The organism is Spirosoma lituiforme, from assembly GCF_054776635.1.
In genome coordinates this window covers 1,818,125-1,841,658 of the sequence record NZ_BAAHBO010000001.1, presented here as the reverse complement: position 1 = coordinate 1,841,658, position 23,534 = coordinate 1,818,125, and the positions used below count along the sequence as shown (strand labels likewise).

Annotated in this window: 14 protein-coding genes; 6 read left to right on the top strand and 8 right to left on the bottom strand. The window is 49.9% G+C overall.

Annotation, left to right across the window (positions count from 1 at the left end; translation table 11 throughout):
* The first annotated feature begins 24 nt into the window (after window positions 1–24).
* Window positions 25–1,104, top strand: coding sequence for a class II fructose-bisphosphate aldolase (gene fbaA / locus ACYU87_RS07810; protein WP_461133466.1), 1,080 nt, complete (start codon window positions 25–27; stop codon window positions 1,102–1,104).
* A 73-nt stretch (window positions 1,105–1,177) separates the two neighbouring features.
* On the opposite strand, the gene ACYU87_RS07805 is transcribed toward fbaA, so the two are convergent.
* Window positions 1,178–1,747 carry a hypothetical protein gene (locus ACYU87_RS07805; RefSeq protein ID WP_461133465.1) on the bottom strand — a complete coding sequence of 190 codons (570 nt, stop codon included), beginning with the start codon at window positions 1,745–1,747 and terminating at the stop codon, window positions 1,178–1,180.
* A 591-nt stretch (window positions 1,748–2,338) separates the two neighbouring features.
* Between ACYU87_RS07805 and ACYU87_RS07800 the strand changes: the two genes are divergently transcribed.
* Together ACYU87_RS07800 and ACYU87_RS07795 are read left to right on the top strand one after the other, a co-directional pair.
* The gene (locus tag ACYU87_RS07800) at window positions 2,339–5,650 is read left to right on the top strand and encodes an efflux RND transporter permease subunit (protein WP_461133464.1); all 3,312 of its coding nucleotides are present in this window, start codon (window positions 2,339–2,341) and stop codon (window positions 5,648–5,650) included.
* A complete protein-coding gene (locus ACYU87_RS07795) occupies window positions 5,634–6,770 on the top strand; it encodes an efflux RND transporter periplasmic adaptor subunit (protein ID WP_461133463.1) in 1,137 nt (378 codons plus the stop codon). The genes ACYU87_RS07800 and ACYU87_RS07795 overlap by 17 nt, the downstream gene beginning before the upstream one ends.
* A gap of 126 nt (window positions 6,771–6,896) precedes the next feature.
* Here ACYU87_RS07795 and ACYU87_RS07790 read toward each other — a convergent pair whose 3' ends face one another.
* On the bottom strand, window positions 6,897–8,258 hold the full coding sequence (locus tag ACYU87_RS07790) for a M24 family metallopeptidase (RefSeq protein ID WP_461133462.1): 1,362 nt from the start codon (window positions 8,256–8,258) through the stop codon (window positions 6,897–6,899).
* A 252-nt stretch (window positions 8,259–8,510) separates the two neighbouring features.
* Between ACYU87_RS07790 and ACYU87_RS07785 the strand changes: the two genes are divergently transcribed.
* From ACYU87_RS07785 to ACYU87_RS07775, 3 genes are all read left to right on the top strand, one after another.
* Window positions 8,511–11,246: a DUF5686 and carboxypeptidase regulatory-like domain-containing protein gene (locus tag ACYU87_RS07785; protein WP_461133461.1), complete on the top strand. Its 2,736-nt coding sequence runs from the start codon at window positions 8,511–8,513 to the stop codon at window positions 11,244–11,246.
* Window positions 11,247–11,373: 127 nt separating this feature from the next.
* A complete protein-coding gene (locus tag ACYU87_RS07780) occupies window positions 11,374–12,294 on the top strand; it encodes a metallophosphoesterase family protein (protein WP_461133460.1) in 921 nt (306 codons plus the stop codon).
* 80 nt (window positions 12,295–12,374) lie between these two features.
* Entirely contained in the window at window positions 12,375–12,887 is a 513-nt protein-coding gene (locus tag ACYU87_RS07775) for an MOSC domain-containing protein (RefSeq protein ID WP_461133459.1), read from the top strand.
* Here the strand turns inward: ACYU87_RS07775 and ACYU87_RS07770 are convergent.
* The 6 genes from ACYU87_RS07770 to ACYU87_RS07745 form a co-directional block, all read right to left on the bottom strand.
* Window positions 12,844–13,782: a DUF535 family protein gene (locus ACYU87_RS07770; protein WP_461133458.1), complete on the bottom strand. Its 939-nt coding sequence runs from the start codon at window positions 13,780–13,782 to the stop codon at window positions 12,844–12,846. The two genes, ACYU87_RS07775 and ACYU87_RS07770, sit on opposite strands and share 44 nt — an antisense overlap.
* A gap of 220 nt (window positions 13,783–14,002) precedes the next feature.
* A complete protein-coding gene (locus tag ACYU87_RS07765; RefSeq protein ID WP_461133457.1) occupies window positions 14,003–14,785 on the bottom strand; it encodes a hypothetical protein in 783 nt (260 codons plus the stop codon).
* Between the two features lie 81 nt (window positions 14,786–14,866).
* Window positions 14,867–15,529 (bottom strand): HAD family hydrolase, encoded by a 663-nt coding sequence (locus ACYU87_RS07760; RefSeq protein ID WP_461133456.1) that lies wholly within the window; start codon window positions 15,527–15,529, stop codon window positions 14,867–14,869.
* A 72-nt stretch (window positions 15,530–15,601) separates the two neighbouring features.
* Window positions 15,602–18,019 carry an endonuclease MutS2 gene (locus tag ACYU87_RS07755; RefSeq protein WP_461133455.1) on the bottom strand — a complete coding sequence of 806 codons (2,418 nt, stop codon included), beginning with the start codon at window positions 18,017–18,019 and terminating at the stop codon, window positions 15,602–15,604.
* A gap of 286 nt (window positions 18,020–18,305) precedes the next feature.
* Entirely contained in the window at window positions 18,306–20,048 is a 1,743-nt protein-coding gene (locus ACYU87_RS07750; RefSeq protein WP_461133454.1) for a RagB/SusD family nutrient uptake outer membrane protein, read from the bottom strand.
* Between the two features lie 96 nt (window positions 20,049–20,144).
* Window positions 20,145–23,429, bottom strand: coding sequence for a SusC/RagA family TonB-linked outer membrane protein (locus ACYU87_RS07745; RefSeq protein WP_461133453.1), 3,285 nt, complete (start codon window positions 23,427–23,429; stop codon window positions 20,145–20,147).
* Between the last annotated feature and the right edge of the window lie 105 nt (window positions 23,430–23,534).

Genomic DNA, 23,534 nt, shown 5'->3' with positions numbered 1-23,534 from the left:
ACAAATCCAAAATTTGTCTTAACTATGAGTGAAGTAGCCACCCGTTTTGCCCCCGGCGTTGTGACCGGCGAAGGCGTCACCGAAATTTTCCGTCACGCTAACGAAAATGATTACGCCCTTCCTGCCGTAAATGTCGTTGGAACGGACTCTGTTAATGCCGTACTGGAAACGGCCAAAGCTGTTAACTCACCGGTAATCGTTCAGTTTTCGAACGGGGGCGGAATCTTCTACGCGGGTAAGGCCCTGCCGAACGACAAACAGCAAGCGGCCATTGCCGGATCGATTTCGGGTGCCCTGCACGTTCACCACGTTGCTGAACTGTATGGCGTTCCGGTCATTCTGCATACCGATCACTGCGCCAAGAAACTCCTGCCCTGGATCGATGGTCTGCTGGCCGCTGGCGAAAAGCATTTCGACCAAACAGGCAAGCCTTTATACTCGTCGCACATGCTCGACCTGTCGGAGGAGCCAATCGAAGAGAACATCGAGATCTGTGCAAAATACTTTGAGCGCATGGCCAAAATCGGCATGACGCTTGAAATTGAATTAGGCGTAACGGGTGGTGAAGAAGATGGCGTCGACAATACAGATGTTGACGATTCAAAACTCTATACCCAGCCTTCTGAAGTAGCCTACGCGTATGAAGAGTTGAGCAAAATCTCGCCAAACTTCACGATTGCCGCTGCTTTCGGAAACGTACATGGCGTGTACAAACCCGGTAACGTAAAGCTGTCGCCGATTATCCTGGACAACTCCCAGAAGTACATTCAGGAACAATACGCAACGGGTCCATTGCCCGTGAACTTTGTATTTCACGGTGGATCGGGTTCGAGCCGGGAAGAAATTCGCGAAGCCATCCGCTATGGTGCCGTTAAAATGAACCTCGACACGGATATGCAATGGGCTATGTGGGAAGGGATTCTGAACTATTACAAGGCCAAAGAAGGATACCTGCAATCGCAGTTGGGTAATCCGGAAGGAGCTGATTCGCCTAACAAGAAATACTACGATCCACGCGTATGGCTTCGTAAAGGGGAAGAAAGCATGGTTCAACGGTTGAAAATCGCATTCGAAGATTTGAATTGCATCAACCGCCTGGCTTAGTCAGTATTGTAGACAAATAAAAGCGCCCAAGATGAACTCATCGTGGGCGCTTTTATTTGTGCAATAGCAGCGTTTACATCGCTTTTGCTTTCAGTACTAACTGAACACTTTTGGGTGCTGCTTCTTTGGTAAAATCAACAGTACCGCCATTCTGTTTGTCAAGTGATGATAGCAGTAAAAGGGCTGCAACACCCGCATTCTGTTCCTCCGATGTGTATACTTTGCTGTCAGTTAAGTCTTTTCCTTTTGTTAAGTTGACATTTACACTGCCTAATTCAAGACTTGTGCTCGTCAGTGCATTAATTGTCCAGGTAGATTTTTCACCCTGGGCCTCCGTTAGCACCAGCGTTTTATCCGTTGGTTGGTTCCACTGACCTGTTACAGTCTTGCCATTATCTAGATAAGTGTAAGTACCGCCTTTGTTTATCGTAACGGTATTGTCGTCGCTAATCAGGCCTTCTGTGTTTTTCTGGATTGGGTAGGTTTTCGTATCCGTATTAACGTTTATTTCAGAGAACGCCCATTTACGCGTCAGTAAGTCGGTGGTACTGGTTGTCGGAGTTACATCGTCCCCAGATTTGGAACAGCCCGCTAGCGTCATTGTAAACAGAGCCGCAAAAACTAGATAGTACTTATGCTTCATGTTGTTTTAGTAGGATGGTTTATATAAACTTTTAAATATAGTTTATACTTTTTAGTGTTCATAATGTTGCTCTTGCGTACGAGACAATTACGAGCAGGCGCCTACCCTAATCATCTCTTTTTTCTGATGTTAAGAGATCCTTCAATGAATGGTGTTTAGGCTTGGCTAGCCGTTTTCAGATCGCTTGATTAATTTAGGTAGTTGTGTCATGTCAGACAAGCGCATCCTGGATAGTTTCATTAATTATAGAGATTCTATATGTATTGTAACCAGTTAATAAGTAAGGACTTATAGGTAATGTAGTTCCTGATCTTTTGGTAAGCATTTCTACTTATCATCAATTTTCTGACCAGAAGACATATGACGTTTTTGATTACCGATCAGTTATGAAGCCTTTGGCCGTTAGGCCAGTAACTGCTTCTGATTGCCAGTCAAATTCGTTAACTTTCAGGTAGATATATCCATCAATATGATGTATTGTGGAAAAAATTGGGTTTTGTCTGAATTGATTTTCTAGTAGAGTAAGCATTCAGCAGATAGCCCATTTAATTTCAACGTTGACAGGCCAATTTAACAGTACTTTAACTGAATATGAATTTAATACGATCTGCGTTACGCAAGCCCATAACCGTTCTGGTGTTAGTAGCAAGCTTGTTTTTTTTCGGAATCAGCGCCGTCCGTACCATCAAGATTGACATATTCCCAAATCTTAATTTACCCGTTATTTATATTTCCCAGCCATTTGGCGGTTATACGCCCAACCAGATGGAGGCATTCTTTGGTAAGCAGTACGTAAACCTGCTACTCTACGTGTCGGGGGTAAAAAGTATCGAGACGAAGAACATTCAGGGGATAACGCTGCTGAAACTATCGTTCTACGAGGGCACCAACATGGCGCAGGCCGCTGCCGAAGTGTCGGCCTACTCAAACCGGGCACAGGCGCAGTTCCCGCCGGGATCGCAACCGCCTTTTATTCTACGTTTCGATGCCTCTACGTTGCCGGTGGGTCAATTGGTCCTGAGCAGCCCCATTCGCAGCAACAACGAACTTCAGGATTTAGCCAACGTTTATATCCGGTCGGGTTTCACCTCTATTCCCGGTCTGGTGTCGCCCGCTCCATTTGGGGGTAATTCGCGTTCCATTGTGATCAAGGCCGACCCGGACTTGCTCCGCTCGCACAACCTGACGCCCGACCAGCTGGTGGCCGCCCTCAGGATCAATAACCAGGCAACCCCCGCCGGTAACGTACGGGTAGGCGACCTAAACTACTTTACGCCTGCCAATACGACCGTTCTGAACATCAAGGATTTTGGTAATATTCCTCTGTTTACCGGAACGGTTCAGAACCTGTATCTCAAAGATGTAGCCACGATTGAAGACGGAGCCGATATTACGCAGGGATACGTACTGGTTAACGGGAAGCGATCGGTGTATCTGCCCATCACCAAGTCGTCTGACGCATCGACCTGGGAGGTTGTCCAAAATCTGAAAGCCGCCTTACCCCGTTTTCAGGCGCTGCTGCCCGAAGATGTGACGCTGACGTACACATTCGACCAATCCGTGTATGTCATCAATGCCGTTGAAAGTCTGATGACCGAAGGGGCCATTGGTGCCATTCTGACGGGCCTGATGGTACTTCTGTTTCTGGGCGACGTTCGGGGGGCGCTGATTGTCATTATCACCATTCCAACCTGTATCATTTCCGGGGTGCTCTTTTTGTCGCTGTTTGGGCAAACTATTAACATCATGACCCTGAGCGGCCTGTCGCTCGCCATTGGTATTCTGGTTGATGAGAGCACGGTAACAATTGAAAACATCCACCAGCACATGGATATGGGGAAACCCAAAGCACTGGCTATCTGGGATGCCTGTAAGGAAATTGCCTTCTCCAAGCTGCTGATTCTGTTCTGTATTCTAGCCGTATTTGCTCCCGCTTTTACGATGAGTGGCATACCGGGTGCTCTATTTTTACCACTTGCCTTAGCCATTGGTTTTTCCATGATTACGTCGTACCTGATGGCGCAAACGCTGGTGCCGGTGCTGGCTAACTGGATGATGAAAGAGCATACCCACGTAAATAATGGTCAGGCTACGCATCCTGTAAATGGGAAAGCCACGACCATGAACGGGGTTGCTTCAAGCAATGGTACGGGTAATGGTAAAGCATCGACCGAAGACTTGCTTGGCGAAAAGCAGAAACTGGCCCATCAGAAGGACCTTGACCATGACGGTAAGCTCAGCTTTTTTGAGCGGATTCGTGTTCGGTTTGTGCGCTTCATTGATCGGACGTTACCCTACCGTAAGCCAATCGTGCTGATCTATGTGGTTGGCGCCTTGGGGCTGGCGGCTCTACTCATTACGTTTATTGGACGGGATGTTCTGCCGCGGGGGAGTGCCGGTCAGTTCCAGGTCCGGTTGCGGAATCCCGACGGAACCCGACTCGAAAAAACGGAAGCCACGATGCTGAAAACCATCGATGTGCTCAACAAACTGGTTGGCAAAGAGAATGTTGAGATAACCTCTGCCATGGTTGGTATGCACGGGGCGCAATTCTCGACGAGTCCGATCTATCTGTTTATGGCGGGTCCGCAGGAGGGTGTTTTGCAGGTGAGCCTGAAAGACGATTACGACGTAAATCTGGATGTGCTGAAGGATGACTTCCGGGCCAGTATGAAAAAAGCGCTGCCCGGTGTCAAGCTCTCCTTCGAACCCATTGAGTTAACGGATAAGATCCTGAGCCAGGGATCTCCAACTCCGATTGAAGTCCGGCTTATGGGCAAAAACAAGAAGCAGAACGAAGAGTATGCGAACAAAGTTATTGCTAAATTAAACGAGATACCGTATCTGCGTGACGTACAAATCGGGCAGGCTACCAAGTACCCGTCCATCAATGTAACGATTGACCGGACGAGGGCGGCTCAGTTGGGAACGGATATTTCAGCCATTTCGCGCTCACTCGTGGCCGCGACCTCCTCATCGCGCTACACGGAGAAGAGCGTCTGGATTGATCCGAAATCAAGCCAGAGTTACAGTGTACAGATTCAGGTGCCTGAGAACCAGATGACCACCGTTAGTGATTTGGGCGAGATACCCATTACACCCAACGCCAGTCGGCCAGTCTTAAGCGATGTGGCTTCCCTGCAAAAGGGAACAACCTACGGAGAGAACGACAACGTGGGTGCCATACCGGTCCTATCGGTAACCGCTAACCTGAATGACATGGATTTAGGCACAGCCGCCACCGATGTTCAGAAAGCCATCAACTCGCTGGGCGAACTGCCCCGTGGGTTAACGGTAAAAATGCAGGGGTTAACCGAAGTGTTGATTAGTACGCTCGATAGCCTTCAAAATGGCCTGCTGGTCGCCATCGTTGTTATCTTCCTGATGCTGTCGGCCAACTTCCAGTCGTTCAAGGTTTCGCTGGTAGTTTTGTGTACAGTACCCGCCGTGCTGGTTGGTTCACTGGCGTTGCTGATGCTTACCCGGTCAACGCTTAACCTGCAATCCTACATGGGTATGATTATGTCGGTAGGGGTGTCTATTTCTAATGCGGTGCTCATGGTAACCAACGCAGAAGAGCTGCGGATGCGGAGCGGCAATGCGTTGCAGGCGGCCCGTGAAGCAGCTTCGTTGCGGATGCGCCCCATTCTGATGACCAGCGTAGCCATGGTAGTCGGTATGATTCCGATGGCCTCGGGGCTGGGCGAAGGTGGATCGCAAACGGCTCCGCTGGGACGCGCCGTCATTGGTGGTCTGATTGCGTCGACCTTCGCGGCTTTATTTATTCTGCCTTTGGTATTCGCCTGGGTGCAGGGTAACACCTCCACGGAGTCGGTATCGCTTGATCCTGAAGATAAAGAAAGTAAATTTTATATTCCCTCCCCGTATGAAACGGCCAATTAATCAGTCAATCCATAGCTTGCTCGTTGCGTTCAGTAGTGTCCTTCTTATCGGTTCGCTAGTCGGTTGTCATTCGTCGGAAGGCAAAGAGGAGCGTAAGGAAAAAGAAGAGGCAACGAAAGCTGACGCACCCGCCACAGTTGAGGTATTCCCGTTACAACGAGGCAAATTATCGTCTTCGCTGCAAGTACCGGGCGAACTGGTTGCCTTTCGGGATGTCGATATTTATGCCAAAGTAAGCGGCTACATCAAAACCCTGAATGCCGACGTTGGCACCGAGGTAAAGCAGGGCCAGCTGCTTGCCCTAGCCGAAGCGCCCGAATTAAGTGCGCAGCTATCCTCGGCTGAGTCAAGACTCAAAGCGCAGGAAGCCCTCTCTATCGCCAGCAAGGCCAACTACGAGCGGATCCTGGAAGCCAGTAAATTTTCCGGGGCTGTATCGAAAAACGATGTTGATCAGGCATTGGCCAAACGTAATGCCGACATGGCTCAGCTGGAGGCCGCAAAATCAGCTTACCGGGAAGTAGCCGATCAGAAAAGATACCTGGAAATACGGGCTCCGTTCAACGGCATCATCAGCGCCAGAAATGCCAGCACCGGTGCTTACATCGGACCATCGGGCAAGGGTTCCGAGTTCCCGCTTTTTGTTTTGACGGAGCAGAAGAGGTTGCGTCTGGTTATTTCAATTCCTGAAGCCTATACGGGTTATGTTGACCTGAATGACCAGGTTACGTTTAACGTCAAAGCGTTTCCGGACCAGAAATTTACCGGTCAGGTGAAGCGCCAGGCGGGGGCACTGGACAAACGACTCCGCTCGGAGCGGGTAGAGGTCGATGTGATCAACAATGACAAAAAACTGTTGCCCGGTATGGTGGCCGAAGTAACCGTTCCGTTGCCGACGAAGAACAGTACCTTCATTGTTCCGAAATCGGCCATCGTTAATGCAACAACCGGTGTTTTTGTGGTTAAGGTCGTTAACGGAAAAGCCGAATGGGTACCCATAAAAAGAGGCCTCGAAGCGGACGATAAAGTAGAGTTGTTTGGTCCGTTGCACGAAGGCGATCAACTGATCAAAGCCGCCAACGAAGAAATCCGGGACGGTTCGCCGATCAATGTAAAATAATGCGTAGGGACGCAACCCTTTGCGTCTCTCACACTGGCGTCAGCAAGTAGCACCCTGACGAGCAGAACACCTGATGAACCATGTTGCTGGCGCATAGGAGGGGAGGAGACGCAAAGGGTTGCGTCTCTACTTCACATACCCCAATTTCCTCGGAATTGTATAAATTTCCGTTTGGCGACCGTCAATGTAACGGAAGCTCTTACCATCGAAAAAGCCGTCTTCTTCGAGCATGATGCGGACCACTTTTTTCCATTCCGGAATTTCGACGGCTGCGTTCAGTTCAATGGAATAAGCGGTATTGGCCAGCAACGGATAATCGCCGGGGCCGGGAACGCCCTTCTGCTGATCCCATAGGCCAATGGTTGGGCCAGCCGCATGGCCGTGTACGCCGATGGGGTGCGAATAAATAGTGCCGTTAATACTTTCTTTCTTAGCTTGTTCCAGAGCCGCCAGCAATAGCTGGTTTCCCGTTTTGCCCGCGCTGAACTGCTCCGTCAGAATATCCTGCAACCGATTACCCTGCTTAAAGGCAGCTTTAATGGCCTCCGGGACGTCGGCTTCGCCGGGGCGCAATACGTAGGCGTGTTGCTGCTGATCGGTGTTCAGGCGCAAATAGGTGATGCCAAAATCGACGTGCAGCAAATCGCCGGGTTGAATAACCTGTTTGTCGGGCCGTTTTGAAAATGTACGCAGGTGGTTGAAATCTTCCTGGTCGGCGCGTTGCACATCAACAGTCGGGTGAAACCAGGTGCTGAGTCCAAGGTTGGTGATGCGCTGGCGAAACCACCAGACCACATCATCGGTGGTGGTAACGCCCGGCTGAATAACCTGTTCCGAGAACCCTTCCTGAATGATCTGGTGCGATAAGCGACAAATGAGCGGGTAGATCGCCATTTCCTTTTCTGTACGGGTTTCAAGCCAGCCCACGGCGACCTTCTCCGCCGAAACAATTCGTTTCCGGTAATCGGCGGGAAGTTTTTTGATGAATTCTTCGTGTTCAGAAAAGGAAAGTCCATCGGCGTGACCGTAATTGGTCGACATGTTGAGTCCGATTTTCTTCGGCTTCCGGTCTTCGATAATCTTCGCCAAGGCCTCCCACTGGTTCGGCCGAACGTCGATATCCCAGGCACCTTTCAACAAGTTACCCACATCGTAGCGCGCGATGGCTAATTTCTCCACTTCTTTTCCGTTATCGAAGAAGACAATGATGGTTCGTCGGCGGGCTGAAAGCCACGTACTCGGCAGCATCGTCCGCAAAACGGGGTCTTCATTGTATTCGCGGGAAATGATAACCCACATATCCAGCCCCTCCCGACGCATCAGTTGAGGAAGAAAATTTGTAAAACGATCGTCCAGAATTTCATCGACAACCCGCGCCCGATCCCGTTCAGTTAACACCGCAGACGGTGAGGAGAGCTGGGCACTAGCCGTTGATACACAGCTTAAAAATATAAACAATTGAATGAAGAACTGTACTGGTTTGTGCATAGCGTTCAGGTTATGAGCAGTTTGTAGCAAGATACGTAAAGACGTTATAGATTTTTAACAATACCCGCACGCAACGTTTGTATTCCGGGAGGCATCTTGCTTTTACGAATGAATTCATTTCGCTGGCTGATGGAAACAGGGATCCGTATTCACGTTTGTGAAAGCCTACCTGTAACTTTCCGTTTATCGAAAAGATGATCGCTGTACGTCGTTTTACCAGTACATTCGCAGACTGATAATTCACCTGATTGCATGAAATTTACACTACTGATCTTACTATCTCTTACTTCATTAACAATAGCCTTTGCACAGACTGGTAGTAGCGGCCTGCGGGGTACGGTTAAAAATAAGCAGGGAGACGTGTTACCCTTTGCGGCTGTTATTGTGAAAGGAACAGCCGCTGATGTCCGGACAAAAGGCACCATCACGAACGCCGAAGGCCGGTATGAAATCGTGCTGGCACCCGGTAAATACGATGTCACCTTTCAATACCTGGGGTTTCAGTCCAGTCAAAAATCGGCTGAGATTGGCACCGACTTTGTTACGCTGGATGCTATCCTCGAAGAGCAGGCCCTGCGGCTGGCCGAAGTGCAGACGAAGGCCGGAAACGAAGATCCTGCCTACACGATTATGCGCCGGGCGATTGCCAAAAGCCGGTTCCACCAGTTGCAGGTGCAGCGATTTAAGGCGCGGGTTTATACCAAGTCGTCCTTTACGGTTATTGACTTGCCCAATCTGGCCGAAATGGCGTTTCGAAAACAGCTCAAAGAAGCCGAGAAGGAAGCTAATTTTAAGGTAGGTGTGCCTATGCTGAACGAAACTGTAGCCGAAGTGTCGTTTAGTCAACCCAATACGTTTCGACAACGGATCATTGCCAACCGCAACTCGCAGGGCGACTTTCTGAGTCCCAGCCAATTCTATAATGCCAGTTTCTACAGTCCCACCGTTGCCAGTGCGGTGTCGCCTTTGTCGCCCAAAGCGTTTGCTTACTATAAATTTGAGTACAAAGGCACGTTCCGGGAAGCGGGTCCCGGCGGTACACCGGTCGAGATCAGTAAAATTCAGGTCATACCCCGGCAGTATGGCGAAGGCGTTTTTCGGGGAACGATTTACATCGTCGAAAATACCTGGGCTATTCATAGCCTGCAACTGGAAACCATCAACAACATCGGTGTATCTATTTCGGTCCGCCATATATGCAGCCCTATACAGGGTGTCTGGATGCCGAGTAACCAGCGGTACGAAGGGAAGGGCACGTACCTGGGTGTGAAAGCCAGCGGCTACTACATCCGAAACCTGACGTTCAGTGAATTTGTCGTAAACCCGGCCTTCGTCGAAGACATTGAGGTGGCCGATGAGAAGAAAGGCCCCCCGGCACAAACCCTCTCGAAAGGTGAGATTAAGGGTAAGAACTTCGATGAACTGGTCAGGAAGCAAAAGGAATTTTCGACCAAAAACCTGCGTCAGATGGTTAAAGAATACGAAAAGCAGGAGAAGCAGGCGCGTAAAAACCGAAAGGAAGATGTGGCCGTTGTGCGCGATGACTCGCTGGAGGTCGATTCGCTGGCTCGTAAACGGTCCAATGTGTATTGGGATTCGTTGCGCTCGGTACCGCTTACCAATGCCGAAATGAAAAGCTACCGGAAGGCGGATAGCCTGGGTCTGGTTCGCGAAATAAAGGTGCTCAGTAAAGCCGATTCGCTTAAGCGTGACAGTCTGGCGCTGGCCGACCAAAAGAAGAAAAAAGCCGCGAACAAGTTTTCGTTTGGCCAACTGCTGAGTGGCCACACCTGGGGTCTGACCAAGCGAAGCGCCCTGATTTATACCAGCCCGCTGGCTCGCATTGAGTACAATACCGTTGAGGGCTACTCTGCGGAAGGCGCGCTTAATTACCGGTACCGGGCAAAAGTGGATTCGATTAATCGGTTCCGGCAAATTCAACTGGGCGAGTGGAATGTAGGTGGCGTAGGTCGTTACCAGTTCGGGCGAAAACAGGTGGTAGGCTATGGGCTGGCGAGTTACCAGCACAAAAGTACACGCGTAGCGCTGTCGGGGGGGCGGTATCTGTACCAGTACAATCCTGATAACCCGATCAGCCCGTTTCTGAACTCGCTGACAACGCTTTTCTTTGAGCAGAATTTTGCGAAACTGTACCAGAAAGATTTCCTGAATCTTACCCTTACGGCGTCGCCGTTCAGCGAGCGTGTATTATTGACGGGTAGCCTGGAGTACGCCCAACGTACTGAATTGACCAATTACCGGGAAGACCTGAAACCCTGGATCAACTGGGGTAACCGAACGTTTACGCCCAATCGGCCTGAAAATGCCGAAGTTGGCTCAACCGCCTTTCCAACCCATAATGCGCTTTTGTTCAATTTAACCGCGTCGGCGCGGTTAGGGGCCACCCAGTATACCATTCGCAACGGCCGACGCATTGCCCGACGCGATAATGAAAGTCCGTTGCTGACGGTGAATTACCGTAAAGGAATGGCCGATGTTGATTACGATTTCCTCCAGGCGAGTATCAGTCATTCGTTCGAGACGGGTATCCGAAGCCGGTTAAATTATAAACTTAGTGCGGGCTCTTTTCTGAACGATAGCCGGGTGTATTTTCCTGATTTCAAGCACTTTGAAGGGAATCAGTTTTTCTTTCAGCAGGGTGATGTCGTTTCGACCTACAGGCTGTTGCCGTATTACCAGTACAGCACCGCCAGGCGTTTCGCTGAAGCCCACGTGCTGGCAGAATTTCGTAAGTTTTTCGTCACGCAGTTAACAGTTGTTCGGCTACTGGGCCTGAAAGAGAATCTTTTCGTCCATTACCTCTACACACCTACGTCCAGAAACTACACGGAGGTCGGGTATGGGCTGGATGGTTTGATTCCGCAGGTGTTACCCTTCTTCCGGGTGGAAATCATTTCGCAGTGGCAGGATGCCAGATACCAGGGCCTTGGATTCAGAATTGGGACGACGATCAAGTTCGGGCGGTAAGTCTGAACCGTATGTTGTATGAATAAATCCCCTCTGTTCGAGCTAATTACCTAATGAAAGCATAAACTTCATTTAATCAACACATCACGGGCGGTACGTTACTTTGCGTAAACCAACGTAGAGCTGCATGAACCGTCGGGATCTTGTTAAACGGGTGGGAGCGGGCCTGGCTGCTCTTTCGGCAAATAACCTGGTATCTGCTCAGGCGGCATCACTTCCCAGACAGCGGGTGTTGCGCATTGCACACCTCACCGATACCCACATGCAGCCGCTGATCGGAGCTGCCAAAGGGTTTGAACGGTGCCTGCATCATGTTCAGGGGCTGACCGATAAGCCAGATCTGATCGTGAACGGGGGTGATGCCATTATGGAAGCCCACGGTCGTCAGAAAGACAGTGTTAGCCGGCAATGGCGGCTTTATGGAGACGTTCTCCGTAGCGAAAATGCCCTGCCCGTTCTGAGTTGCATCGGCAATCACGACATCTGGTGCCCTAAGGAAACCAAAGCCTGCTTTGAGGCTGGCCGGCAATGGGCCATGGACGAGTTTCAACTAACCAACCGGTATTATAGTCTGGACCAAAACGGCTGGCATATTGTGGTGCTGGATAGTGTGCAGCCTAAGCCCGATGGAAGCTGGTACACGGCTCATCTGGATGACGAGCAGTTTAACTGGCTTGAGGCCGATTTAAAGCGAACGCCCGTTGAAACGCCCATTCTGGTTGTGTCGCACGTGCCGATTCTGGCGGCTTGTGTATTTTTTGACGGACAGCGTTTTGCGGGCGAAAACTGGAGCGTTCCGTCGCGCTGGATGCACAGTGATACCGTTCGCATTACGGATCTATTCCATCGTTATCCTAACGTAAAGGCCGCTCTCAGTGGACACATTCACCTGACTGATCGGGTCGATTACAACAGCGTGTCCTATTTCTGCAACGGAGCCGTGAGCGGGGCCTGGTGGTTTGGAAAGTACAAACACACGGCCGCCGGGTACGCCCTGGTCGATCTGTTCAGCGATGGGTCCATCGTGAATACATATGTGAACTATTAGTCCGTATTGTTGTGAATTAATTGATGGCTGCAACTGTTTTCGGTCAGAAAACATGGGCTAGCTAAATCACACGAATTCGGGTGGATAACATAAAAGATTTGTTCGACGTATTTCCCCAGTCTGGTCGGGTGGCGTGGATAGGTATCCGGCCCGAACGCAACACTGCCGTTGAGCAAGTTCATTCGGTAGCTGTATCGGAAAAGGGAGGTCTTGTTGGCGACCATTACAGAGGACAGAGTGGCAACCGACACGTAACCCTGATCCAGGCCGAACATCTGCCCGTTGTGGCAGCTTTACTCGGTCGGGATACGCTTGACCCGGCCCTGGTTCGCCGAAATATTGTGGTGTCGGGGTTGAATTTACTGGCGTTAAAAGATAAGCAGGTTCAAATTGGCGACGTGATTCTGGCCATTACCGGGCAATGCCATCCGTGTTCCAAAATGGAGACGATACTTGGTCCGGGTGGCTATAACGCCATGCGCGGACACGGCGGTATGACGGCCAAAGTGATACAGGGTGGGCAGATCAGCGTAGGTGATACGGTTATTGTCAGGCAAGCTGCGACTCAAGGTGATCCCGGACTTGCTGGGTAAGTCTGTGCTTATAATCTCGTTTCCGCAACGTACGGGTGCGGTGGTTCGCTTTGATGTCGGTGATTGGCTTTTCCGGGAAAGGAATCGGTAAATTGTACAACTGATTTGGTTGTTTTTGCCCCCCTAGCGCATCCCAAAAAGCATCATAATTGAAGGAGGCTGCTCCGCTGGCGAGTTGCCGTTCGTTGCCCGCACCCCAGATGTACTTTAGACCGCAGGCTAAAGCGATTCCCTGCAGAGCAGCCATTAGTAAAGCCGCCGGGGTAATGTCGAACAGCGTTTTGGTGGCTTGCCTGACAAGGTCAGGGTTTCTGACGCCTTGTATCCCCCCCACAAAAATGCTTTCACTAAACAACGAGTTTGTTAATTGATCGGCAACAATCGTAAATCGGATGGTATAGACAGGAATGGTGTTGCACTCCATTACGACGGCCAATTCGCCTTCCCAGTCTAAACCAACGGGAAAAGACAAGCCAATGCTGAATGAGTCATCGCCCTGTTCATCCTGCCAGATATACGTCTTGCGAAGGACATCCTCAAAAAACTGGGGTCGTACGCGCCTGGTAAAGTAACTGTAATGACTGGTTAGCATACCCAGCTTATCGTTAGTGGGTAAATCGAGCGCTAGATATTGACCCAGGTATTTGTAAATCAGGCGTGGATTTGCCTGAGCGAGAGCCGCCACTTGTGGGCTGGTTTTGAGCAATTGAGTCAGGTAACGATGCTTGTGCGCGTTCCAAATAATGCGTCTGAATCGAAACCCTGTCACCAACGTATAAATCATTCCCCGGCGTACTACCTGATTGGTTACCCGATAGAGGGCTGTAGACCTGATAAAATGGGCATAGGTTACCAAATGAGCCGATAGATTACCGGGCCCGCTAAATAGTTTCATTGAGTGGTTGCAGTTGGAGAGGTCGGAAGCGTATTGCTTTTGACAACAACTTATCCACTAAAGCCGAATAAGCGGCTAACTGCCTGATCTACTTTACTAAACGGTAGTTCAATGGGGCCTTCTTACCACCTCAGTTTGTGTCTGTGGTGTCAGCCGGGTCGCCAGTGCGATTCTTAAAACTGACGCCACGCGAACAATGGCTTTGCGGCTAACGTCCAAACTAAGGCTGCTTGGGAACTGTAGACTGGCCTGGGTCAGGCGAAATGCGGCTGGGCCGGTTAAAGCCATCCCGGTACCGGTTACGCAACTGCTGAAGGGTATTAATGAGGTCGTAATCTTCAGCTTTGAGCAGGTAATCATCGTCTAAATCGCAGAAGTCGAAAAAACGGTCGATCTCGTCGGGTTTCAACGTTGTTGACTGTTCCACCAGAAGCCGGAAACGCTCCAGCGCAAGCGCGTGCCGACGATCCTGCTGCATGATGTAGTAAGCTTTCCTGTCGGTTTTGGGCCGTTTGGCAAAGAGTTCATACAACAGGGTAACGCCTGCGCCATCGGCCAGCCGGTCGAAAGCCTGCTCACCCGTTACTTTTTTGGAGGCCGTCGGCTCATCGAGCACCTGCTGGATTTCTCGTTTTACTTCCTCGTACCGTTTACCTGTTACGGTTACCTCGGCGAGGTCAACGACCCGGTAGGGCATAGGGGGGAGGGCATGAGCAACAATGATTGGGTTATCGGAACCATCGTACAGAATGCCGATGCGATCGTACAACTGGCTGGTTAAAATCAATGAATCGCCGGGCAACAGCGTCATGAAAAAACGCCCGGTGGTATTCGTCCGCGCTCGCTGGCGACTACGTTTATTAATGACCGTGGCCCGGTCAACGCCCTGCCTGGTAGACTGATCAATGACCGTTCCGATCACATATTTACCCTGTGCCCACGCGCTACCCGACCAGCTGAGGAGACCGGCTAGGCAAACAAAGACAAGGCGTTTAATGGGCATAGAAAAGAGAGTTAGCCAGACTGTAAAACCAGTTTATGATACTGGTTTTACAAAAATACGGGTTGATGGCATTTAATCCTGTTAAAAAATCTTAACCAGCTTCTCTAACCGATCAAGTGTCATCTGGCTAAAGTCAAGAATTGCGTCGTCCACAAAGGGATAGAGTTCATCGAGTGATTGTGTCGTCGCCAAGCCCACAACCGAAGCCCCCGATGCTTTGCCCGCCTGGATTCCCGTCATTGAATCTTCGAAAATAACGCTCTCCGCCGGATCAACACCCAGCATATCCATTGCTTTCTGATAAATTTCGGGATCAGGTTTAGGGTGGGTAACCAGGCTCTCATTGAGCAAAACGTCAAAATAAGGGCGCAGGCTAAGCGCATCCATAACAAAATCCAGATTCTCGACGGGGGCTGATGTTGCCACCGCCGTGAGAATACCGGCTTTTTTCAGCGATTGCAAAAACGGAATCAGACCAACAACGGGCGTAATATCCTTGCTGTATAACTCCCGAAACAATGCTTCTTTCTCGTGGGCCAACTGCCTCGACTCGTCGGCGGTAAGGGTCTTTCCCGCAAAAAGATGACGAAGAATATCGTTGTTATGCTTCCCCGAAACGTACTCCACGAAGTCGGCGTCACTTAGTGTTTTGCCATACCGTTGGTAATATTCACGCCAGGCGGTGCGGTGATGCGGGTTTGTATCAACAATAACCCCATCCATGTCAAAAATTACAGCTTTCATGTTTTTGTAGGTTTATGGTAGTTGGTTTGCGAGTTGTGGTTGGCTGTCACGTCAACCACAAACCGTAAATCATCACTTCATCTTCACGATCGTTACACCCGCCCCGCCCCGGTCGGCGTGTTCGTCTTCCATCTTGCCTACCTGTTTGTAGCCACGCAGGTGGTTGCGTACGAGCGTTCGCAGAATTCCGTCACCTTTGCCATGCACAATGCGTAGTTCAGGGTAGCCAAGCATCAGGGCGTCATCGAGGAAGCGATCAACTTCACCGATGGCCTCTTCGCCCCGTTTTCCACGAATGTCGAGGTTGAAGCTAAAATTCTGCATCTTCTCGTTCATGTCGACACCTTGGCTGCGCGGGCGATCGTCCCGCACTTCAGTGGCGGCTGTGAACGTCTTCTTACTGACCTTTTCGAGTCGGTTAAGCTTTACCGTTGACTTCAGATCGCCAATGCGAATTTCGGCATCCTTACCACGGAGCGTCAGCACTTGGCCGATGGCATTCTGGCCCGAAATGCGTACATAGCTGCCTATCGAAATGGCACCGTTATCGTTCTCAAACTCTTCTTCTGGTTGTTTGGGCGTTTCAACGACCACCGGTTCGGGTTTAAGCTCTTTTTTCTCAAAGCGCTCCAGTTCCTGCCGAACCTGCTTGGTCGCTTCCCGCTCGGCTTTATTTTCCTTAATCTCCCGAATCGTGTTTTCAATTCGCTGGTTGGCTTCCTGAACCAGCGTTTTTGCCTTGTGTTTCGCGTCGTTGATGAGTTGTTTCTGTTCGTTATCCAGGCGATTTTTCAGCGCAGTATACTCGGCAAGCTGTTGGGCAAGTTTACGCTGATTGATACCGATTTCGATGTTCTTCTCCGAAAATACACGCTTCTCGATATCCAGCTCTTTCAGTAACTTCTCGAAGTTTACCTGCTGGTTGCCAAGTTTCTCTTTAGCCCGGTCAATAACGCCTTTGGGTAACCCGATTTTTTGGGCAATCTCGAACGCAAACGAAGAGCCCGGCCGACCAATCTCCAGTTGATAAAGTGGCTCCAGATGCTCACCGTCAAACCGCATTGCGCCGTTGATCAGGCCTGGCGTTTTGTCGGCAACCACCTTCAGGTTTGTATAATGTGTGTTCACGACGCCGTAAGCCCCGGCTTTGTTAAGGTCTTCCAGAATAGATTCCGCAATGGCGCCCCCCAACCCTGGCTCTGTGCCCGTTCCAAATTCATCAATCAGAAAGAGCGTCCGTTTGTTGGCACCAACCAAAAATTGCTTCATCGCCGTTAAATGCGACGAATACGTACTCAGGTCGTTCTCCAGCGATTGTTCGTCCCCGATGTCGATAAACAGATTTTGAAAAACGCCCATCTCTGCAAAGTCAGCCATGGGTACCAGTAGGCCACACTGCATCATGTACTGAATAAGGCCAATGGTTTTCAAGGCGACGGACTTACCACCCGCGTTGGGACCTGAAATAATGAGAATACGGGCTTTTTCGTCAAGCCTTACGCTCAACGGAACGACCTTTTTTCCCTGCTTGGCGAAAGACAAATGCAGTAGCGGATGCCGGGCGTTGGTCCAGTTTATAAACGGGCGCTCATGCAGTTTTGGCATGATGGCGTCCAGCTGAATCGCAAGCTTGGCCTTGGCCCGGATGAAGTCGATCTGGGCTAAAAAATTGACGGCACGTTTCAACTCCTCCAGGTGAGGACGAATCTGGTCGGTCAGGGCCAGCAGAATCCGGTAAATCTCACGTCGTTCTTCATATTCCAGTTCCCGAATTTCATTGTTGGCATCGAACACTTCGGCTGGTTCCAGATAAACCGTCTGGCCTGTTTGGGACTCATCGTGAACGAAGCCCTTGATCTTGCGTTTATGTTCAGCCGCAATCGGAATCACCAGCCGTCCTCCGCGAACAGTCAACGAAAGATCATCCGGAATCCAGCCATTCTGCCGGGCCTGGCGCAGAATACTATCGAGTCGCTTACGCAGGTTAGCCTGTTCGCCAATGATCCGACGACGGATACTGGCTAGTTCGGGAGAAGCCGAATCGCGAATATGCCCTCTATCGTCGATGACCCGCTCCAGCGAGTCCGTCAGTTTTTTATCAATCCCTACGGGACCGGCCAACTCACGCAAAAAAGGAAAACTGTTTGTTTCTTCCCGCTTGGACAGGAAACGAAGGCAGTCCTGAATGGTGCGCAGGGCCAGTTTAAGGTCGAAAAATTCATCTTCTGTGAGGGCAATGCCCTCTACACGAGCCCGGCCCAGATGGGGTCTGACATCAATGTAGTTGCTCGTGGGAAACTCCGTTTCGTATTGTACAATCTGCACAAATTCCGTTGTCTGCCGAAGCAGTTTGTCGATGAGCTGTACATTATCGGTAAAGCGAATTTTTTCGACGTAATCCTGCCCCAGTGGACTGACACAGGCCTCTTTTAGTCGTTCGCGGATGGTGTTGAACCCTAATTTACTCTCTAATGTGTTCGGATAAAGCATTATGCGGGGCTACTCTAAACCGAGTGGCCTGTGGGAAAGAATAGTCTGTAAACAATACGTAAAACTACACCAGAGGGATAGCTCTTTATAAATAACAGCAAGGAAGGGGCGTGGGTTCGCTGAACGGAAGTAGATACGGCGTAAGTACGGTGTTGTTACAATTCTGCCCAGCACTCGTATGGCTTTTTCTGATTTGGAAGATAATGACCTGCCAAGCGATTAGTTAGTCATAAAAAATGCCCTCCCTGAATATCAGAGAGGGCATTTTTTATGACTAATCGTTGACTTAGTATCCAGGATTCTGGGTAAGAACACTGCTGCTCTGATAGTCAATTTGCGTTTGCGGAATTGGCATGTATTCATCTCTGCCGGAGGTGAACTTCGCACCACTGTAGGCAGTGGGTAGTAGTTTACTTTCGTAAGCAACGAATGAATTCAGCGTGTTAGCGGCAATACCCCAACGAACGAGGTCATAGAACCGGTGTCCTTCGCCTGACAGCTCCAGCTTACGCTCAAACTGTACCGCCGTACGGGCCGTAGCCTTGTCGGACCAAGCTGTCGAATAGGAGCTGATGGCATAGTTAGCTGCATTGGCGCCACTGGAGGTTTTCACAAAACCAGCTGCGTTTGCTGCCCGTGCCCGAACCAAATTGACGTACGACCGGGCTGTTTCGAGGCTACCAACTTCAATTTCGCATTCAGCAGCCATCAGCAGTACATCAGCAAAACGGATAATGTTGTAGTTAATGGCCGAGTACCCATCTGTCCAGGAACTACCATCCGTTAACGTTTTGTCCTGCGATTTGTAGAAAACGAACTTCTTCGGCGAGTAAGGACCGGCAAAACTCTGGTCACGAATCCAGTCCAGACCTGGGTGATTCTGCCAATCAAGATATGGAATACCCCGGCGACCTACCGACCAGTCCAAACGAGGATCAACTGGGCCGGCATCGGGTGTAAACGAAGCGCTGGATGCAATACCCTGGTCGTTCTTCAGTTGATTGGTGCTCGAATTGTAAGAACCATCCAGCAAAGGCAAACCGTTGGCGTTCACCCGAAATGAGTTAGCCAGTTCAAAGCTTGGCGCAAAGAAACCGCAGCAACCAGCCGGACCATTCGAACCGGTGTTGTAAGGAAAGTTAAGGACCAAGTCAGGGTTAGCATTATCCGAGCTACCGGTGTTGGCGGCTGCCTGAATGGCAAAAACTGTTTCTGAACCGTTATCTTTAGCCGCGTTGAATACATCCGAATAGCTGGATAACAGCGCATATTTAGTACCACCGCTGGTAACACCGCTGGAGATTATCTGATCGAACAGTGTTTTTGCATCACTGTACTTTTTCTCATAGAGGTAAGTTTTTGCCAGATAAGCGGCAGCCGCCCATTTGTTAGCGCGCCCAACCGACGACTGTGTAGCTGGAAGATTGTCCTGTGCGTACTTGAAGTCGGCTTCAATCTTAGACCAGATATCCACATTATTTGGCACCTTATCAATGCCCGTACCGTAATCAACCGTTTCATCAACATAAGGAATCATGTTGAAAGCGCGCTTCAATTCGAAGTAGTAATGACCCCGTAAAAAACGCGCTTCTGCTGTGAGTTGCGTTTTTCCGGCCGCTGTCACGTCGGACCCTGCTGAAGCCAGTAGACGAATCACCGAGTTAGCCCGGCTTATGCCCTCATACATTGCTTGCCACTTAGCATTGACCTCTCCACTACTTGCCTGCAGCTGGTATGTTTCGTAAGGTGTAAGCGCGTTGAAGTCACCAGAGTTGGAGCCTTTGTTGGCTTCACCACCTGAGATACTGCCCCGCACCCAGTTAAAAGAGCTGGCTGACTGGGAGAAGCCACGGGCGTTCAGCTGTGCGTACGTCCCGATCAGGAGACCGTCAAGCCCAGCTTTTGACGTTAATTGGTTACCGGCTAACTGACCGGTAGCGGGTACTTCAAGAAATTTATCCTGGCAGGCGAACGTAACCATGACCATCATCGCGGTTGCTACAGTTCCCTTGGTAATCAGATTTTTCATAGTGCAATTTGCCTAAGAAATGAGGTGAATATGAGTTTTAGCGACAGGATACAATGTTCGTTTATCATGCATATCCTGTCGTATAGTCAAAGCGATTTAGAAGCCAAAGCTCAAGCCAACGTTGTAAGCGCGCGTAATTGGGTAGTTACCTACGTCAATACCGAAGTTCGTATCGGCAGAGCCACCAACAGATGGATCCAGGCCACTGTATTTGGTAATGGTGAACAGGTTCGTTGCTGAAACTGATACCCGCAGACGACTCAGGTTAATCCGGCTTAACACGACCGCTGGGAATGTATAACCCAGGTTCAGGTATTGCAGACGACCATACGAGCCATTCTCTACGTAATAGGAGTTTGGCAACGTGTTGGTGCTTGGGTTAGAAGCACTTTCAAAAATGGGAACAGTCGTATTTGTGTGCGTTGGCAACCAGGAATCTTTCACCCGAGCGCTAACGGCAGCTCCCGTAAACGATGGGTAGAAGTCCGTGAACCAGCGTTGGTTATTGAAGATTTTGTTACCCAGCGAGGCATACAGGTTTGTGTTCAGGTCAAAACCTTTGTACTTCAACGTGAGCGTGATACTACCCGTAAACTTCGGAATTGGGCTACCCAAATAGGTCCGGTCAGTGTCATCAATTTTGCCGTCGCCATTGGTATCCTGGTAGCGGAAACGCCCAGGACCTGCTCCAAGCTGTGATGGAGCCGATGCTACTTCTTCCTTGCTGTTGAACAGGCCAATCACTTTATAGCCATAGAATGACGATAGATCATGGTTCGGTTCGTTCCGGACAACGTTACCATTCAGACGAGTACCACCCGCATAGAAGTAAGGAACTCCCGGAGCCAACGCCAAGATTTTGTTATCCAGGAAGCTACCAATTCCGGTAACTTCATAAGTCAGGCCACCGGCAATGGCTCCACGGGTTGTCACCGTAATGTCAATCCCCTTGTTCCGCATACTGGCAACGTTACTGAACGGAGCATTGGAACGAACACCCACGACACCTGGCAGCGCTAATTGATAAAGCAGGTCTTTTGTGTCTCTGAGGTAAAAATCAAGACCTACCTCCAATTTATTGTTGAAGAACGCCCCATCTATACCCAGGTTAGTTGTAACACTGCTTTCCCATTTTGCACCGGCGTTACCGATCTGGCTGCGGTAAAAACCAGAAGCAATGGAGTTATTGGTACCATTGATGTCATAGCCCACTCCAGCGTTACCACCATAGAGGTTATACTGGTTGGTAGGGTTCAGGCCGTTCGAGTTACCCAGAATACCGTATCCGCCACGAATTTTCAGATCAGATACCCAAGGTAAATTTTTCATGAACTCCTCTCCCGAAATACGCCAGGCAGCCGACACGGCAGGGAAAACCCCGTAACGATTGGCCGCAGCAAATGCAGACGAACCATCCCGACGAATTACCCCGGATAAGATGTACTTATCGTTGAACGTATAACGAGCCTGAGCGAACAGCGAGAAGAATTTGGTACCTAAGCTGTATCCGCTACCTACCTGCCGGGTTGCTCCTGGCGTAGTTGTGCTAATGGTAACGTAGTTTGGATCCGTTGTGAAAGGATTCTGACCCGAGCCATTAATGTTACGGCCTGCTCCTGTATTCAACGCTTCAATACCGCCCAGTGCAAATACGTCATGACGGCCATACTTCTGCTTGAATGTAGCCGTGTTAGTAAACGTCCAAGCTAGGCCATAGCCCGACCCTTCACTGTACGTGTAAGTGGTATTGTTTTCTGAGTTCTCGTACTGCACCCGCCCGTAGCTATTGTAATAGTTGGTGAAGTAGTTACCACCCAGGCTACTTCTCACCGTCAAGGATGGAAGAATGTCGTATTCCAGATAAGCGTTTCCGAAGCCAATGATGTTGAAGTTACCGTTGTTCGCATTTGCTGTACGGGTAGCAACGGGGTTCTGCGGATTGTTGAACCCAGGGGCCGACGTACCAGCATAACCGCCAAACGAGTTATAAACCGGAATAATTGGGGGCATACGGAACGCTGACAACACTTCATTTTCGTCTGACGATGAACTTGAGTTATTGTTAGCGGCATTACCAAATTGGTTACCTACTCCGCCCAGAACGCCCGTGTTCTTAATGTAAGCGAGCTGAAAGTTTTCGCCAAAACGAAGCTTTTTGGTAATATCAAATTCGGTATTGATGCGCAAGTTGTAACGGGCGTATTCATTGTAAGTGATGATACCCGATTGTTTCTGCATACCCAAACCGATATAAAAACGGCTAGACTCGCTACCGCCTGAGAAACCAAATTGATGACGCATCAGGGGAGCCGTGCGGGTAATTTGCTGATACCAGTTCGTGCCTTCTTTGTTGGCAGGAATTACGTTGTAGATTGCTCCATTGGCTGGATTGACATTGTATTTAGCGGCTTCGGAAGTCAAGTCGACCTGAGAAGCTGACAAACCGGAACGGCTCCCTACCAACAGATAATCTGGCAATACAGGTGTTGCCCCTGAACCATACTGACCTCCGGCCAGGCCGTTGAAGTCATTGGTAGGGTAAGTGCCCTGATAGATGTCGTTCTTGCGGGCCTGCCAAGTCCAGTCGGCCTGTTCTTGTGGACTCAAAATGGGTAAGCTTTTGCCTGGATCTGTAACGCCATATAAGCCATCATAACTTACACTTAGTTTCTGTGCCCGGCGCTGCCCTTTTTTTGTGGTGTAAACGATTACCCCTGAAGCAGCCCTTGCTCCATAAATAGATGCCGATGCCGCATCTTTTAGTACGGTTGTACTTTCGATGTCGTCGGGAGCCAGCCACTGTGTATTCTGCGTTGGCACACCATCAACTATATAAAGGGGCTGGTTGCCATTCAGTGATCCGAATCCACGAACGCGAACTTGGCTACTGGTACCCGGTTGACCGTTCGTAATGACAGTTACCCCAGATACCCGACCTTGTAATTGCTGTTCTACGTTCGCTGAAGGAACAACTTTCAACTGAGCGGGTTTTACCGTCGATACAGCTCCGGTTACGTCCCGGCGGTTCTCGGTTGAGTACCCCGTTACTACGACTTCACTTAGTGCAGTAGCGTCGTCTTCAAGCGTGACATCAGCGTTTGTTCGGTTGCCAACTGTGTACTCCTGCGTTTTGAAACCAATGGCCGATATGACCAGCACTGGATTGGCACCCCGAACGTTGATGGAAAAATTGCCATCCGCGTCACTTGACGTACCTGTTTGTGTACCTTTTAGCACAACGTTGGCGCCGGGAACGGCTCCGTCGGCGCCAGTAATTTTACCCGTCAGGCGACGGTCCTGGGCAGAAGCCGATAGGCTCCACAGTAATAGGACTGTACCCAGAAAAGCGGTCTGCAGAAATCTGTAGAGCGATGCTTTCATGAAGATTAGGTTGGTTTTATATTGAGTTAAACGAACCAATATTATGCTGATTAAATCATATTTCAAAGAGAAATTGTAATAAATATGTCAAAAGGACATTATTAA

Excerpts from the sequence above, each read along its gene's own strand:
- ACYU87_RS07780 (WP_461133460.1), top strand. The coding sequence starts at position 11,374 with ATGAACCGTCGGGATCTTGTTAAACGGGTGGGAGCGGGCCTGGCTGCT.
- ACYU87_RS07805 (WP_461133465.1), bottom strand. The coding sequence starts at position 1,747 with ATGAAGCATAAGTACTATCTAGTTTTTGCGGCTCTGTTTACAATGACG.
- ACYU87_RS07750 (WP_461133454.1), bottom strand. The coding sequence starts at position 20,048 with ATGAAAAATCTGATTACCAAGGGAACTGTAGCAACCGCGATGATGGTC.
- ACYU87_RS07800 (WP_461133464.1), top strand. The coding sequence starts at position 2,339 with ATGAATTTAATACGATCTGCGTTACGCAAGCCCATAACCGTTCTGGTG.
- ACYU87_RS07755 (WP_461133455.1), bottom strand. The coding sequence starts at position 18,019 with ATGCTTTATCCGAACACATTAGAGAGTAAATTAGGGTTCAACACCATC.
- ACYU87_RS07765 (WP_461133457.1), bottom strand. The coding sequence starts at position 14,785 with ATGCCCATTAAACGCCTTGTCTTTGTTTGCCTAGCCGGTCTCCTCAGC.
- fbaA (WP_461133466.1), top strand. The coding sequence starts at position 25 with ATGAGTGAAGTAGCCACCCGTTTTGCCCCCGGCGTTGTGACCGGCGAA.
- ACYU87_RS07745 (WP_461133453.1), bottom strand. The coding sequence starts at position 23,429 with ATGAAAGCATCGCTCTACAGATTTCTGCAGACCGCTTTTCTGGGTACA.
- ACYU87_RS07770 (WP_461133458.1), bottom strand. The coding sequence starts at position 13,782 with ATGAAACTATTTAGCGGGCCCGGTAATCTATCGGCTCATTTGGTAACC.
- ACYU87_RS07760 (WP_461133456.1), bottom strand. The coding sequence starts at position 15,529 with ATGAAAGCTGTAATTTTTGACATGGATGGGGTTATTGTTGATACAAAC.
- ACYU87_RS07795 (WP_461133463.1), top strand. The coding sequence starts at position 5,634 with ATGAAACGGCCAATTAATCAGTCAATCCATAGCTTGCTCGTTGCGTTC.
- ACYU87_RS07790 (WP_461133462.1), bottom strand. The coding sequence starts at position 8,258 with ATGCACAAACCAGTACAGTTCTTCATTCAATTGTTTATATTTTTAAGC.
- ACYU87_RS07785 (WP_461133461.1), top strand. The coding sequence starts at position 8,511 with ATGAAATTTACACTACTGATCTTACTATCTCTTACTTCATTAACAATA.